The following is a 14,447-nucleotide window of genomic DNA, read 5'->3' as shown; positions in this document are numbered from 1 at the left end:
AGATGACCGAAGGCATCTTTTATCTTCTGGAGGATCCATTGATGACCAGACGCCTGACTCTCTCCGCCCCCGTCAAGGGCCAACCACTGCGCATTGGCAGCGGCTTTGAAGCACATCATTTTGGCGAACACTTTTTCAACGGTCTGATAGACCCCGTGGTGATGGTGGATCACTTCCAGATGACCGCCCCCACCTTCGAGCCCCATCCCCACGCCGGGATCTCTGCCGTCACCTATCTGTTCGAGGATTCGACGAGCCCCCACGTCAACTACGACACCCTCGGCAATCAGGGCCCCATCGAACCGGGCGCGCTCCACTGGCTGGCGGCCGGGCGCGGGGCCGTACATACCGAGCAGCCGGAAGGGGCATCGCCCTATGTCCACGCCCTGCAAATCTTCGTCAACCTGCCTGCCCGTCAAAAGATGGCGTCGCCTTTTACCGTCCACGCAGACGCAGCCACCATCCCCGAGTTTCATGGCGAAGGGGTGCGAGTACGGGTGGTCGCAGGCCACAGTAACGGGATAACGGCACCACACTCGGCAGAACTGCCCCAACCCTTTACCCTGCTCGATGGCCATTGCTCGCCCGGCAGCCGCTTCACCCATCTGCTGGCGGCAGGCTGGAATGCCATGATCTATCCCCTGACCGGATCGCTGACCCTTCAGGCGGAGGGAGAGCGGCACCTCATCCCGGCAGGTCACGGGATGGGTGTCAGCCTCTCTGCCGATGGCGGCGAGGCGGTGGCTCTGCAGCTTGAGGCCACAGAGCCCTGCCACTTCGTGCTGCTCTCAGGCCAGGCACTCAATGAACCCCTGGTCAAACATGGCCCCTTCGTCATGAACAGCCACGACGCCATTGCAGATCGGCTGCATGCCTATCAGCGCGGCGAATTTGGTCAGCTCAACGATGAGTGGCTGCGCAACGGCCAATATCGGCCATGAGCACGCTCGCTGGCCACCAGCCACAAAGCACGCGCTGGCCTCTGGTCTTCCTCGCCATTTTTGCCGGTGCCAGCGGCGCCCTCTGCCTTGGCAAAGTGCCCGCCGTACTCGGCATACTGCGCAGCGAGCTGGGGCTGACACTGGTCGAAGCCAGCTATCTCGCCTCAGCTTTCAATACGCTGGCGATCCTCTGCAGTCTCTTTCTCGGCCTGTTGCTGACCCGCTGGAGTGGGCGGCAAACCGGGGTTGTCGGGCTTTTGGTTATCGTCACAGGCGGTGCGTTGGCGCTGCCCGCCACCGGGCTGGCCATGATGCTGCTGTCGCGCATTGTCGAGGGGATTGGCTTTTTGCTGGTCTCGGTGGCTATGCCCGCCTTTATCGTGGCGGTGACCCGGGAGGAGGATAAACGGCTGGCCTTGAGCCTGTGGGCGGTCAACCTGCCTCTCGGGGCGGCGGCGGGTATGCTGCTCACCCCCTGGCTCACGGCGCAAGGGGGCTGGCGGCTGGCCTGGCTGCTCCTGATGATCCCGCAACTCTCTGCCCTGCTGCTTCTGCTCGCCAGTCGCTCAGCAGATAAACTGCGGGTCTGGGCACCCCAAAACTCGATCAACTCGGGCCACCCGCTGCGCCAGCTCACGGTGCTCCGGCAGAAGGCACTCTGGCGCTACGGGTTGGCGTTCACGCTCTACAGCCTGATGCTCTGGGCGCTCTTTGTCTGGCTGCCAACCATGTTGCAAGGCAGCCCCGGGATTGGCCAAAGCCAGATCGCCCTGCTTTCGGCGCTGGCGGTGGTCGCCAATATTCCCGGCAACCTGCTGGGGGCATGGCTGCTGCGCCGGGGCGTGGCGCGAGATCGGCTCATCAGCTGGGCACTGGGCCTGATGGCGCTGTGTGGCATGATCGCCTTCTGGCCCGGCCTGTCGCCGTGGTGGGCCTATGGGCTCTGCCTCGCCCTCTCCCTGGCGGGCGGTATGGCGCCGCCAGCCATCCTCTCGTCTGCGCAGGAAGTGAGTCAGGGGCCGGTACAACTGGCCATCGTGCAGGGCTTTTTTGTCCAGCTCGCCAACCTCGGTCAGCTGCTGGGGCCCTTGCTGCTGGCGGCCCTGATGACGGACAGCGGCCATTGGGGGAGCGCTCGCTGGCTCTTTCTGGGCGGCTTGCTGCTGGTCGCGCTGCTCTATGCCGCGGGCCACCTGCCGGACTCAAGCATGGCTGCGAAACAGGCTCGATCGCATTCGCGGCAAGATGGAAGATGACGAATAGAGAGGGAAACATCACAGTTATCGCAGGGAATGCTGGCCGGACAAGAGGCTGTTCAGTATGTTAACTGTTTAATCATGCTTAACGGTAGCCACCATGTCTCAAGTCGATCTCAATCTCTTTCGCGTCCTCGATGCGGTGATCCGCTATGGTGGTGTCACCACGGCCGCCGAGATGATGGAGATGACCCCCTCGGCCATCAGCCAGGCCATCAGCCGCCTGACCACCCTGGTGGGCGAGCCGCTGTTTGTCCGCCAGGGACGCGGCATCACCCCCACGGCGCGAGCGCTCAGTCTGCACCACGAGATCATGGTGCCGCTGCACGACATGGAGCGCAGCCTGCAGCGCACCGATCTCTTTGATCCCCAGACCAGTCGGCGCACTTTTCGCATCGCGGGGGTGCCCGATATCGATATCTTCTTCCTGCCGGAGCTCAACAACCTGCTGCAGACCCAAGCCCCCAACTGTCAGCTGGAGTGGAACACCCAGGTGCAGGACGAAGCCCTGCGCCAGAACAGCCTCTATCTGCACAGCGTGGATCTGGTGCTGGCCACCAAGCCGATGGCGGAGCAGGGGATCGAAAACGAGCAGATCATGTCCCAGGCCCTGCGCATCGCCTGCCGCAAGGATCACCCCAGGATCCGCCAGGCCCCCGACATGGCCACCTTCTTCAACGAAAAGCACGTGGTATTGCAAACCAGGCGGCTCGACAGCTTGCTGCTCAACACCCTGACCAAGGCGCCGCTGCCGCCGCGCCAGATTGCCTACGAGAGCGACTCCCTGCTCACCGCCCTTCATCTGGTGAGTCGTACCGACTGGCTCTGCGTCGCTAGCCAGTGGCACATGGAGAAGCTGGGGCAGGCGCTGGATCTGGCCAGCTATCCCCTCCCCTGGCTCTCGGAGGATTGCCCCGTCTACATGAGTTGGCACAAGAGCTCCGGTCAGGATACCGGACTTAATTGGCTCAAAGATCAGGTGCGGGCCGTCAGTTCGTTTTAAGTATGCTTAACAGTCAAGCATGCCCATCTACTCATCCGGGCTATCGCCCTTCTCGACAAACCGCCTTATGGATAATCCCCCTTCAGGATAATCGGGCGCCTTTTCTCAACCATTAAGGCGCAGCTCATGACGACATCGTCGTGCCGAAATAGCTGCGCAGCGCCTCCACCACCCGCCGCACCTTCTCCGGGATCTCCCGCTGCGGCGTGATGGCGTGGATCTCCATCGGCTGCACCCGAAAACCGGGCAGCAGTTCCAGCAGACGCCCCTGCGCCAGATCCTCGCCAATCTCCCCCTCCGGTTGCAGCGAGATCCCCTGCCCTGCCAGCGCAAACTGGCGCAAGGGCAACACGTTATTGCAGAGCACCTTGGCCTTGAACCTCACCCTGTGCTCGCCCCCCTTTTCATCGAGCAGCAGCAAACCGTTGCCCAGCATGTCGCCGCAAAGCCAGTCGTGAGTCGCCAGATCGTCGGGCATGCGCGGCGTCCCCTTGCGCGCCAGATAGGCGGGAGCGGCGCAGAGCAGCATTCGGGTCTGCCCCAGTTTACGGGCAACCAGGGTTGAGTCAGGCAAACTGCCTACCCGCAATGCCACGTCGATCCGCTCGGCAATCAGATCCCGCTTCTCGTCGTCGGCGATGATCTGGATGGTGAGGCCGGGGTGGGCCTGCAACAGCGGCGAGAGAGCCAGTGCCAGCGGCTGGCCCGCCATCCCCACCGGGGCGGTGATCCGCACTTCACCGAGCAGGGCGTCGCGCACCTCCGAGAGGCGCAGTTCGGTCTCGCTCAGAGTCTGCTGCAACGCCCGACACCCTTGCCACACCACCTCTCCCGCCTCGGTCAGACTGAGACGACGGGTGGAGCGATGGAGCAGGGGCAGTCCGAGCAGGCTCTCCAGCTGACTGATATGCTGACTGACGGCGGAGGGGGTCATGCCAAGGGATTTGGCAGCCCCTGTCATGCTGCCCGCTTCCACCACGGCGGCGAAGATGGCGTAACGTCTGAGCTGTTCCATTATTAAATTCAGCTTATAAGTGAATGCATTTTTGAGGTGATTATTAAATCATAAATGGCGGCGTAGGATAGCCCCATTCCAACAGTGAAGGAGAGTTCCCCATGAAGATTGCCCTGATCGGTGCGAGCGGTTTTGTCGGTTCAGCCATCCTGAACGAGGCCATCAGCCGCGGCCATCACGTCACCGCCATCGTCCGCGATGTCAGCAAGGTGGCCGCCCATCCGCAGGTCACCGCCGTGGCGGTGGATGCCCAAAACCCGCAGGCATTGGCCGAGGTGCTCAAGGGGCACGATCGGGTGATCAGCGCCTACAACCCGGGCTGGACCACACCGGATATCTACGACCAGTACCTCAAGGGCGCCAACGCGATCGTCGCAGCAGCCAAAGCGGCCAACAGCTGGCTGCTGGTAGTAGGTGGCGCCGGCAGTCTGGAGGTTGCCCCCGGCGTGCAACTGGTGGATACCCCTGAGTTCCCGGCTGAGTGGAAACAGGGGGCGCTGGCGGCCCGCGACGGTCTCACCGCCCTGCGCCGTGAAACCACCCTCGACTGGCGCTTTGTCTCTCCCCCGGTGTTCCTCGAACCGGGCGAGAAGAGCGGCGGCTATCGGATTGGTGGCGATCAGGTGCTGTTCAGCGGCGAACAGCCTGCCGGGATCACCGCCGGTGATCTGGCTGACGGTGTGATGAACGAGGTGGAAAAACCGGCTCACCAGCGCCAGCGCTTTACCCTGGGTTACTGAGAGCCAGCAGGCGGTTAAGGCCAGAATACGCGGCCACTCGCCCGTGCACCCGGTCAGGTGAAAACCGCTCAATCAGAAGGGAGGCATCCGCCTCCCTTCTGTTTTGGTCATTTTCTGTTTTAGCCATTTTTGCCGCTGGCAGCTTGCCTGCCTCCCAATCATTCCCCTTTTAGCTCTCAATGGCTGCGCAAAAAACCGTCAGCCCATCAGACGCCGAATTCCATTTCGAATTTTGTATATAACTAAGAATAATTTGTTGTTTCCGTCTTATAACACCGAACAGTAGCATCCCTTTTATTCCAGATGGCGCCACACCGCTGCGCATACAGCCACACTGTCGCGCCATCCCGTATAACGAAAGAGTGAGGAGGTGCACATGGAACATTCACCACTGCCGATCATCGATCTGGCTGCCCTCAACGGGGCACCCGAGGTGCGTCGCCCTATGCTGGCCCGCCTGGCCGTGGCCGCCCGCGACGTCGGCTTTTTCTATCTGACAGGGCATGGCCTGAGTGACGCCGAGCAACGAGAGACTCTGGCGCTGGCAGAGCGCTTCTTTGCCCTGCCGGAGCAGGAGAAGCTGGCGGTGCAGATGGTCAACAGCCCCCACTTTCGCGGCTACAACCGGGTCGGTGCCGAGCTGACCCGAGCGCGGCCGGATCTGCGGGAGCAGTTCGATATCATGAATGAGGCGCAAGCCCTGCCTGCGGACCTGATCCGTGAACCATGGCAGCGGCTGATCGGCCCTAACCAGTGGCCGACCGCCCTGCCAGAGATGAAAGCCCATCTGCTGGCGTGGCAGGATCGGCTGAGCGACATCACCCTCACCCTGCTGGCCGCTTTTGCCGAGGTGCTGGAGCAACCGGCCAACGTGTTTGACGACAGCATCCGCGGCGCCCCCTACCAGCACATGAAGCTGATTCATTACCCGGGGCAAGAGGCGGGCGGCAGCAGTCAGGGAGTCGGCGCCCACAAGGATCCCGGCTACCTGACGCTGGTGATGCAGGACAATCACTCGGGGCTTGAGGTCGAGACGGCCGACGGCTGGATCTCCGCGCCCCCCCTGCCGAGAGCGCTGGTGGTCAATATCGGCGAGCTGCTGGAGCTGGCCTCCAACGGCTATCTCAAGGCGACCCTGCATCGGGTGGTAAGCCCGCCGCCCGGCGTATCGCGCCTCTCCTGTGCCTTCTTTATGGCGGCGCGGCTCGATGCCACCGTGCCGCTGCTCAGCCTCTCCACCGCGCTGGCAGCGCAGGCGCAAGGGCCGGAGAGTGACCCGACCAACCCGCTCTTCTATCAGGTGGGGGAGAATGTGCTGAAAGGGCGGCTGCGCTCCCACCCGGATGTGGCGGCACGTCACTATGGGCCGGTGGAACCCGCTCGCCTCCCGCGCACAGAGAGCGAAGCGATACCGGCCTAAGCAGCGCAGAGATCCGCAGCCGGGTATATGCACAAGCCACAAGCCGCATGGATATACCCGCGCTGACAAAAACAACAAGCAACGAACAACAAAACAAGTCATGGCCAGAGCCTGGCCATCACGGAGCAACACGATGAAATTCAAGACCATGAGCGTACACAGCGGCCAGCGGATCGACCCCCAGACCGGCGCCCTCACCACCCCGCTCTACCAGAGCAGCACCTTCAGCTACTTCAACGCCCAGGCGGGCAAGGAGCGCTTTGCAGGTCAAGCCCCCGGCTTTATCTACAGTCGCTTTGGCAACCCCACCACTGCCGAGCTGGAGCAGAAACTGGCGGAGCTGGAAGGTGCCGATGAAGCGCTGGTGGTGGCGAGCGGCATGGCGGCGGTGAGCGCCATCATGTATGCCCTAGCCGACAGCGGCGATGAGGTGGCCTATATCGGCCCGCTCTACGGCGGCACCGATGCCTTCCTCAAGCAGACCTTCAGCCGCGCCGGCATCAAGGTCACCGCCTACGAGAGCGATCGAGATCTGCTGGCCAACATCCGCCCTGCCACCAAGGTGGTACTGTTCGAAACCCTGACCAACCCCACCCTCAAGGTGGTGGATCCGCGGCTGGTGGTGGAAGCGGCCCGCAAGGTGGGCGCCATTACGGTATGTGACAACACCTTCCTCACCCCCTACCTGCTGCGTCCGCTGGAACTCGGGGTCGATGTAGTGATGCACAGCGGCACCAAATATCTGGGCGGCCACGGCGACATCATCGCCGGGGTGGTGGCGGGCTCTCACGCCCTGATGAAGTCGATCCGTACCGTGGCCCTCAAGCATATCGGCTCCCCCATCGGCCCGCAGGAGGCCTACCTGCTGCAGCGTGGAGTCAAGACCCTGCCGCTGCGGATGGATGCCCACCTGCACAATGCGCAGAAAGTGGCCGAGTTTCTGGCGGCCCAGCCGGCGGTGAAGAAGGTGATCTACCCGGGGCTTGCCAGCCATCCGGGCCACGATGCCCTAGGCGCCTTCGCCAGCGGCTTTGGCGGCATGGTGAGCATTGAGCTGGAAGGCGGGTTTGAGCGCTGCGCCACCCTGCTCGATAACCTGCAGCTGTTCGTGCAGGCGGTGAGTCTGGGGGATCTCGAGAGTCTCGCTTGCCATCCGGCCAGTACCACCCACGCCGCCATGGACGAGGCGAGCCGCCTCGCCGCCGGAGTCAATGACGACCTCATCCGCTTCAGCATCGGGGTGGAAGATGCTGACGATCTGATCGCCGATCTGGCCGCCGCGCTGGCGCAGATCTAACCGGGCGCGCTTTTACTCGCCGACAAAACAGCGGCGAGTGATATGCCTCAAACACAACAACGGCCCATCAAGGGCCGTTGTTGTTTGTTGCGCTATGGAAAGACGGGATTTACTCCTCCCACACCACCACCTGGGATGAGGGCCAGCGATCCCCGACCTGGGCGTACTTTTGCTCCAGCAGGTGACGCTTGATCTTCATGGTGGGAGTCAGCACACCGTTCTCGATATTCCAAGGAGTCTTCACTACCAGAATGCCGCGAATTTTGGCATGAGATTCCAGCTGATCGTTGACCCGTACCCGCGCCGCTTCCAGTCTGGCGTTGACCTCCTCCCGATTGCCCTTCATGGCACTCTCGGCCAGCTGCACCAGCGCAATGGGCTGGGGCATGCCATAACCAATCACGCAGAGCTGTTCGATAATGGGCTCCTGCCCCAGCAGTCCCTCGATGGGCACCGGCGCCACATACTTGCCCTTGGCGGTCTTGAACACATCCTTCATCCGGCCGGTGATGGTGAGATAACCCTCCTTGTCCAGCTTGCCCATGTCGCCGGTATGGAGCCACCCCTCGGCATCGATGGCCTCGGCGCTGTGCTCGGGATCCTTGTAGTAACCCAGCATCATCCCTTCGCAGCGGCAGAGGATCTCCCCCTCGTCGGAGATCTTGATGGTCACCCCGATCCCCGCCTTGCCGACGGTGCCGATCTTGTCGGCGCGGAACGGGTAGTTGATGGTGGAGTAGGCGTGGTTCTCGGTCATGCCCCAGGCTTCAGTCACCTTGAGGCCGATGCTCAGATACCACTCAAGCAGCGCAGGGGAGACAGGCGCGGAGCCGCAGCCGAGTACCCGGGCCTGATCCAGCCCAAGCCCCTTTTGCAGCTTGCGTTTGATAAGGCCGGAAATGAGCGGGATCTTGAGCAGCAACGCCAGTTTGTTCTGGGGCAGCTTCTCGTGGATCTTGATGCGGAACATGGCCCACAGCCGTGGCACCGAGATAAAGACGGTGGGACGGCAGCGTTTGACATCTTCGATAAAGGTGTCGAGGGATTCGGGGAACGCGATGGTAGCGCCGCCATAGAGACTGCCGCCATAGATGTAGACCCGCTCGGTAATATGGGCCAGCGGCAGGTAGGAGAAGCCCCGATCGGCCTGGCTCAGGCTCACCGTCTCCACCAGCTTCTCGCACGACCAGGCGTAGCGCTCGACGCTCAGCATGGCCCCTTTCGGCTTGCCGGTACTGCCAGAGGTGTAGACCAGACTCAGCAGGGAGTCAGGGGCCTGCACCGGGCTGTCAGGGATCGGCTCGTGCGCCTCCAGCAGGTCATCCCACTGGTGGCTGGCTGGCATGGTGTCATAGGGGAAGGCGATGCGCAGCAGATCGGCGGGTACGCCAGCCTCCTGACTCTTCCAGTCATCCAGCTTGCCGACGAAGATCGCCTTGGCTTCGCTGTGGCGCAGCACATATTCGATGGTATCGACGTTGGCAGTCGGGTAGATGGGCACGCTCACATACTGCCCCATCTGCATCGCCAGATCGGCGATAAACCACTGGGCGCAGTTCTTGGAGAGCAGCGCCACCTTGTCACCGGCCACCAGACCGAGGTGACGCAAGGCCGTCACCATCCGCCGCGCTTCATCGGCCACTTCACCCCAGGTGAAATCGACATATTCGCGGTTGATGGTTTGACGCAGGTAGGTTCGATCAGGACACTGCCGCTCCCAGTGATAGAGCATCTCGAGCGGCAGTTTATTGGCAATGCGTGAGGAGGAGGCCATAGTTTAATCCCTGAAACAAAAGGCGAAACTTATTATTAACCTTTCACTAACTTCAGGGGAAGGATAAACTCAAACTTCAGTTTGAATTGTGTATCCGATCAAGCTTCTGCATCTTGTTGCAAACGACTCCACATCGCCTGCACCAGTTTTTCATCCTCTTCAGATAGCTCACCTTGCAAGATCGCCTCGTTGAGGCTGCGCAGCACATAGCTCTTGACGTCCCGCACCAGGGTCTTGCCTTCCAGCTCGGCCCGGGCAACGGCCAATGAGATATGACCTCGCAGGTAACCCCCCGCAAACAGCTCATCGTCGGTCGCGGTGGCAACCATGCTGTCGATCAGTCCCAACAACTTGTGCTCAAAATCGTGAATCGTCATGTAACGCAGCCTCATTTGCGGCAAAAAATTCGGGGGTATGGAACCGCAATCCGGTTGATTGCGGCTCTCTGGCGCCAGGCCAGCAGCGTCCTTGGCGTCCTATTCCGGGTTGGCCACCGGGTAGATGACCTGATCCTTGTATCCCGTGGTTATTCGCAGATAACCACGCAACGCCCGGTTTAATTGCGGATCATCGGTGTCCACCAGCAGCGGCCTGCCCGCAAGGGCGGCAAGCTTGGCTTTGGTTGCCAGCACCTGGATATTGTCCAGCCCGACACACCGAATCACCTCAGGACTCAATTGCTGATTTCCGCGCCCGAACAGATGTCCCTGTCCGCCTATCAGGGTAATGATCAGTCGGCAGCGACGGCCGCGGATCCGGGTCAGGATCTCGGCGGCGCTGAGATCCTGCCCGATAAGTCGGCTATTTTCCACCAGATCCACACCGAGCAAAGTATTTTCCAGACCGAGCTCAGCCATACAGGCTGCCACCGTGCTGCCGGAGCCCATCAGATAGAGGGTATCGGGCTCCATCTGCTCCACCACACCGGCGGCGAGATCCGCCAACACCAGCTCTTCGGACTCCTTGCCCCCCTGTTTTACCGCCTGTACGTAACGCAGATCGCCGGGCACCTTCAGCTGGCCGTAGTGGCGGGCCCGCACCTTGCCCACGCGAAACGCCTCCTCGTCGATGTCGCGCACCTCGGCATCGATCAGGCTGAGCAGTTCCCCTGCGATCATCCGCGCTACCACCCGCCCGCTGGCAGCGGGCGTCACCCCGTAGACGCCGGAGTGGATCTTGCACCCCGCCGGAATGCCGAGCACATGGCAAGACTCCCCCACCGCGGCGCAGATATCCCGCGCCGTGCCATCGCCACCGGCAAACAGCAGCAGATCGACCCCGGCTTCGCGCATCAACTCGGCAGCGTGGCGGGTATCATCGGCCGAGGTGCTCTCCCCGACCGGTTGATAGATGACCCGACAGGGCAACCCCAGCTCGCGGGCCACCGCCTCCCCCATCTCTCCCGCCACCGTCAGCAGTTCGAACGGGATGCTCAGCTCGCACAGTGGCAACAGAGCTTGCCGCGCTCGATCTTGTGCTCTGGGCACGGCACCACGAGCAAGCGCCTCATCCACCACGCCGTCACTCCCCTTGAGCCCCACTGCGCCGCCAATCCCGGCGACCGGATTAATAATGAACCCTAATCGAAACATGCCTGCCTCCCTTGCGATGGCCCCCATTTTTATCTTTTCCCCCCTCTGGGACAAGCAGTGGCACCCCTGCTAGAATTCGCATCTTCAATTTTCCAACCAATGTTCAATCAAGGTTCAATCATGCTGGAATGGGTTCTTGATCCCTCCGCCTGGGTCGCTCTCGCTACCCTTACCCTGCTCGAAATCGTGCTGGGCATCGACAACATCATCTTTATCTCCATCCTGGTAGGTCGCCTGCCGGAGGCTCAGCGCCAAAAAGCGCGCATTCTGGGTCTGGGGCTCGCCATGGGCACCCGGATCCTGTTGCTGCTCTCGCTCGCCTGGGTGATGCGTCTCACCGAACCGCTCTTCACAGTGCTGAACGAGGCTATCTCGGGCCGCGATCTCATCCTGCTGCTGGGGGGTCTGTTCCTTATCGGCAAGAGTACCCACGAGATCCACGCCACTCTGGAAGGCGCCGCCGAGCCACAGAGCGTCAGCAAAGCGGCCTCGGGCTTTATCAGCACCCTGATCCAGATCGCCATTCTGGACATAGTGTTCAGCCTGGACTCGGTGATCACTGCGGTCGGCATGGCCGATCACGTGCCGGTGATGGTGCTGGCCATCATGATTGCCGTCTTCATCATGATGTTTGCCGCCAAGTCTATTGGCGATTTCGTCGATAACCACCCCACCATCAAGATGCTGGCCCTCTCCTTCCTCACCCTGGTGGGGTTTGCCCTGATGGCGGAGGGGATGGATCTGCACATACCGAAAGGCTACATCTACTTCGCCATGGCCTTCTCGCTGGTGGTGGAGATGATCAACATCCGCCTGCGCAGCCATCACGACAATAACGGGCAAAATAGCGCGCAGTAACCCTGCCCCCACATGCCCTCGCGACCCCAGCTGTCGCGATCAAAAAGAGCGCCGATCGGGCGCTCTTTTTTATGGGTAACGAAACGATGAAAGGGTTATTGATCGCTGATGACGATGGCAACCCGGCGGTTGGCGGCCCGGCCCTCTCTGGTCTTGTTATCCGCCAGCGGCATGGTCTCGCCACGGCCATGGATCTCCAGATTGGCTGGCTTCATGCCGACCGAGACCAGCACATCGGCCACCGACTGAGCCCGCTTCAGGGAGAGCTGCTGGTTGTAGCTGCTCTCGCCGGTATTGTCGGTGTGGCCATCCACCCGCGCCTTGTCCAACCCTACGCCAAGCAGTGTTTTACCCAGTTTTTCAACGGATTGGCGAGTCTGGGGATTGAGCGCCCCCACGTTGTTGGCAAACAGCACCCGGTTGGCCAGATCCAGCGTCCACCCCTCATCGGTCAGATAAAAGCCTTGCTCCTTGAGCACGGCGATTTGCTCCGGGGTCAACCCCTTGGGGGCGCTCTGGCAACCGGCCAGCAGCGACAACATCAACCCCAGCAGGGTCACTTTCAACAGGTGGGTGATCTTCATGGTTTGCTCCTTGTTTATGTTGTTATTCTTGCCAGTCAGGCGATGGTTTGCTGTTCGCTGCGGCGCGCCCGTTTCGCCAGATACATGGCTGCATCGGCCTGATCACACAGCACGCTGGCACTCATGCCCGCCTGATAGACGGCGAAGCCGACACTCACCTCTGCCACCAGCTGACGACCGTCACGCAGCGCCACCGGTTCGCTCATCGCTTGCTGGATGCGGCCAATCACCTCTTCCACCTCATGCTGTCGCTGGAGTGGGCCAACCAGCACCGCAAACTCGTCACCACCGAGGCGAAACACCAGATCATCCGGACGCAGCTGATGTTGCACCCGTCTTGAGAGCGCGATCAGCACATCGTCACCGGCGTTGTGCCCCAGCGTGTCATTAATTTGCTTGAAACGATCGCAGTCGAGATAGAGCAGCGCAAACCCCTCTTGCTCGCCGAGGGAGATGGCCTGCGCGAGCCGCGCTTCAAACAGGGCGCGATTGGGCAGTCCGGTGAGGGCATCGTGGGTCGCCTGATGGAGCAGGCTGGCATTTTCGCGGGCCTGCTGGGCCTGCCAGGCTTGCAGCTCGTCCAGCAGGGCGTTGAAATCCTCTCCCAGCTCATTGAGCTCGACGATATCGGCCGGTGGCGCCCGCATTCCCAGGGTGCGCTGTCGACGCACCGAGTGGGCGACCTGTGCCAGTTGTCGCAGTGGCGAGGTGATCGCGACCTGCATCCGCCCGGCGACATAGAAGGCGCCCATCACACTCAACACCAGGCAAACCACCATCACCAGCAGCACCGAGAGCAAGAACAGCAACAGATACTCGCCATGACCGCGCAGCTCTATGGTGGCAATCTGCTCACCGCCCCGCAGCATGGGATAGGTGACCGGTCCCGGTAACAGCAGGCGGGCAAGATAATCTTCGACTGTGGCCAGCGGATTGCTGACGGGACGAACCCATTTAGCGAGCTGTTGACCATTGGCCAGCAAGATACTGGCTTCGGCCACCTCTTCCTTGGCAACGATGCCGCTAAGTGCCTCGCTCGCAGCCTCCTCATCGTGGAACACCACCGCAGCCTCGGCGCTGTAGCTGATGGCGCGGGCCACCAGTTCCAGATTGTGATCGGCGTAGAAGCGTACTACCAGCAAAGCAACCAGGGTAAAGAAGAGTCCCGCCACGCTGACGGCCGTGATGGCGGCCACCAGATGGGTTCGCCCCAGGCTCTGACGTAGGGTCGGACGACGGGGATCCGCGCTGACCTGTCGTCTCATGGGACCCCCTTGTCGGCACGGGCCAGCTTGAGCACAGCGGGATGTACTCGTACGCCGCTCAGGGCCAGGGCATCGAGGTTCACTTTAAACCGCACTCGCACGCTGTCCGGCGAGGTCTGCAGGCAGAACACCGAGCTGGTGGAACAGTCGTGGTTGTATTCGCTGATGCTGAGCACTGAATGACCCTGCAAGCGCGCAAACAACGCAATCCGGGTCGGCTCGTCGACGACGCCGAGATAGAGCACATCGCAATTATCACTGATGGCCGGATCACTCGCCTCGTAGCGATTGACCTGCACGGCACGGCCATTGGCCTGACGATCGATGGTAAAGAGGGCTCCGGCATACTCCGTCGGCGCCGCCACACACAGGCGCAGCACCGCAGGCTCGGTGGGCCAGCGAGTGTAACTCATGATATCGAGCACCAGCTCTCTGACCGCCGTCGCCCGGCTCTCTGCGGCCGTTTCCGCCAGCGCGTGAGGCAACAGCAGACCAAACCCTAACAGCAAGGGCGCCAGGCGAGCGGCGAAACGGGGAGAAAAGAGTAACAGCATGATCGGGAAGTGGCCGCCTTGACAACACCGCTGCAGTGGCATAGCGGTTCGGGTACATGTATCCAGATAGTAAGTTGGTGGACACTGGCCTGACAAGTCTCCCGAAGCCCTCCCGCCCGGAAGCCGTGTAAAGAAAACAGAGAGCCCG

The 14,447-nt window shown here is 61.6% G+C and carries 14 protein-coding genes; 7 read left to right on the top strand and 7 right to left on the bottom strand.

Annotated elements, in window-relative coordinates:
• Nucleotides 1-41: 41 nt before the first annotated feature.
• The 3 genes from I6L44_RS04935 to I6L44_RS04925 all read left to right on the top strand — a co-directional run bounded on the left by I6L44_RS04935 (nucleotide 42) and on the right by I6L44_RS04925 (nucleotide 3,200).
• Complete coding sequence (locus tag I6L44_RS04935; RefSeq protein WP_201987811.1) at nucleotides 42-941, top strand: pirin family protein; 900 nt, start codon at nucleotides 42-44, stop codon at nucleotides 939-941.
• On the top strand, nucleotides 938-2,197 hold the full coding sequence (locus I6L44_RS04930; RefSeq protein WP_216953448.1) for a CynX/NimT family MFS transporter: 1,260 nt from the start codon (nucleotides 938-940) through the stop codon (nucleotides 2,195-2,197). The genes I6L44_RS04935 and I6L44_RS04930 overlap by 4 nt, the downstream gene beginning before the upstream one ends.
• Before the next feature lie 100 nt (nucleotides 2,198-2,297).
• Nucleotides 2,298-3,200: a LysR family transcriptional regulator gene (locus I6L44_RS04925; protein ID WP_005352600.1), complete on the top strand. Its 903-nt coding sequence runs from the start codon at nucleotides 2,298-2,300 to the stop codon at nucleotides 3,198-3,200.
• A 124-nt stretch (nucleotides 3,201-3,324) separates the two neighbouring features.
• Here the strand turns inward: I6L44_RS04925 and I6L44_RS04920 are convergent, their stop codons facing one another.
• Nucleotides 3,325-4,215 carry a LysR family transcriptional regulator gene (locus I6L44_RS04920; RefSeq protein ID WP_216953447.1) on the bottom strand — a complete coding sequence of 297 codons (891 nt, stop codon included), beginning with the start codon at nucleotides 4,213-4,215 and terminating at the stop codon, nucleotides 3,325-3,327.
• A 101-nt stretch (nucleotides 4,216-4,316) separates the two neighbouring features.
• Between I6L44_RS04920 and I6L44_RS04915 the strand changes: the two genes are divergently transcribed.
• The 3 genes from I6L44_RS04915 (at nucleotide 4,317) to I6L44_RS04905 (ending at nucleotide 7,672) form a co-directional block, all read left to right on the top strand.
• Nucleotides 4,317-4,955 (top strand): NAD(P)-dependent oxidoreductase, encoded by a 639-nt coding sequence (locus I6L44_RS04915; RefSeq protein WP_216953446.1) that lies wholly within the window; start codon nucleotides 4,317-4,319, stop codon nucleotides 4,953-4,955.
• Nucleotides 4,956-5,331: 376 nt separating this feature from the next.
• Entirely contained in the window at nucleotides 5,332-6,375 is a 1,044-nt protein-coding gene (locus I6L44_RS04910) for an isopenicillin N synthase family oxygenase (protein ID WP_216953445.1), read from the top strand.
• A gap of 133 nt (nucleotides 6,376-6,508) precedes the next feature.
• A complete protein-coding gene (locus I6L44_RS04905; RefSeq protein ID WP_216953444.1) occupies nucleotides 6,509-7,672 on the top strand; it encodes a PLP-dependent aspartate aminotransferase family protein in 1,164 nt (387 codons plus the stop codon).
• Between the two features lie 109 nt (nucleotides 7,673-7,781).
• Here the strand turns inward: I6L44_RS04905 and I6L44_RS04900 are convergent, their stop codons facing one another.
• The 3 genes from I6L44_RS04900 to I6L44_RS04890 form a co-directional block, all read right to left on the bottom strand.
• Nucleotides 7,782-9,446 carry an AMP-binding protein gene (locus I6L44_RS04900; protein ID WP_005333638.1) on the bottom strand — a complete coding sequence of 555 codons (1,665 nt, stop codon included), beginning with the start codon at nucleotides 9,444-9,446 and terminating at the stop codon, nucleotides 7,782-7,784.
• Nucleotides 9,447-9,544: 98 nt separating this feature from the next.
• Nucleotides 9,545-9,823: a YfcL family protein gene (locus I6L44_RS04895; RefSeq protein ID WP_005333639.1), complete on the bottom strand. Its 279-nt coding sequence runs from the start codon at nucleotides 9,821-9,823 to the stop codon at nucleotides 9,545-9,547.
• Nucleotides 9,824-9,922: 99 nt separating this feature from the next.
• The gene (locus tag I6L44_RS04890; protein WP_216953443.1) at nucleotides 9,923-11,038 is read right to left on the bottom strand and encodes an ATP-NAD kinase family protein; all 1,116 of its coding nucleotides are present in this window, start codon (nucleotides 11,036-11,038) and stop codon (nucleotides 9,923-9,925) included.
• Between the two features lie 120 nt (nucleotides 11,039-11,158).
• Here I6L44_RS04890 and I6L44_RS04885 point away from each other — a divergent pair, with 120 nt between their 5' ends.
• A complete protein-coding gene (locus tag I6L44_RS04885; RefSeq protein WP_216953442.1) occupies nucleotides 11,159-11,896 on the top strand; it encodes a TerC family protein in 738 nt (245 codons plus the stop codon).
• Nucleotides 11,897-11,991: 95 nt separating this feature from the next.
• Here I6L44_RS04885 and I6L44_RS04880 read toward each other — a convergent pair whose 3' ends face one another.
• The 3 genes from I6L44_RS04880 to I6L44_RS04870 are packed head-to-tail and all read right to left on the bottom strand — an operon-like array spanning nucleotide 11,992 to nucleotide 14,299.
• Complete coding sequence (locus I6L44_RS04880) at nucleotides 11,992-12,480, bottom strand: OmpA family protein (RefSeq protein WP_005333642.1); 489 nt, start codon at nucleotides 12,478-12,480, stop codon at nucleotides 11,992-11,994.
• Between the two features lie 35 nt (nucleotides 12,481-12,515).
• Nucleotides 12,516-13,745, bottom strand: coding sequence for a diguanylate cyclase (locus I6L44_RS04875; protein ID WP_216953441.1), 1,230 nt, complete (start codon nucleotides 13,743-13,745; stop codon nucleotides 12,516-12,518).
• Nucleotides 13,742-14,299, bottom strand: coding sequence for a YfiR family protein (locus I6L44_RS04870; protein ID WP_216953440.1), 558 nt, complete (start codon nucleotides 14,297-14,299; stop codon nucleotides 13,742-13,744). Before I6L44_RS04870 ends, I6L44_RS04875 begins: the two co-directional genes overlap by 4 nt.
• Nucleotides 14,300-14,447: the final 148 nt, after the last annotated feature.

The organism is Aeromonas sp. FDAARGOS 1414, from assembly GCF_019047065.1.
Lineage (GTDB): Bacteria > Pseudomonadota > Gammaproteobacteria > Enterobacterales > Aeromonadaceae > Aeromonas > Aeromonas veronii_A.
This window is presented reverse-complemented; position numbering and strand designations above follow the sequence as displayed.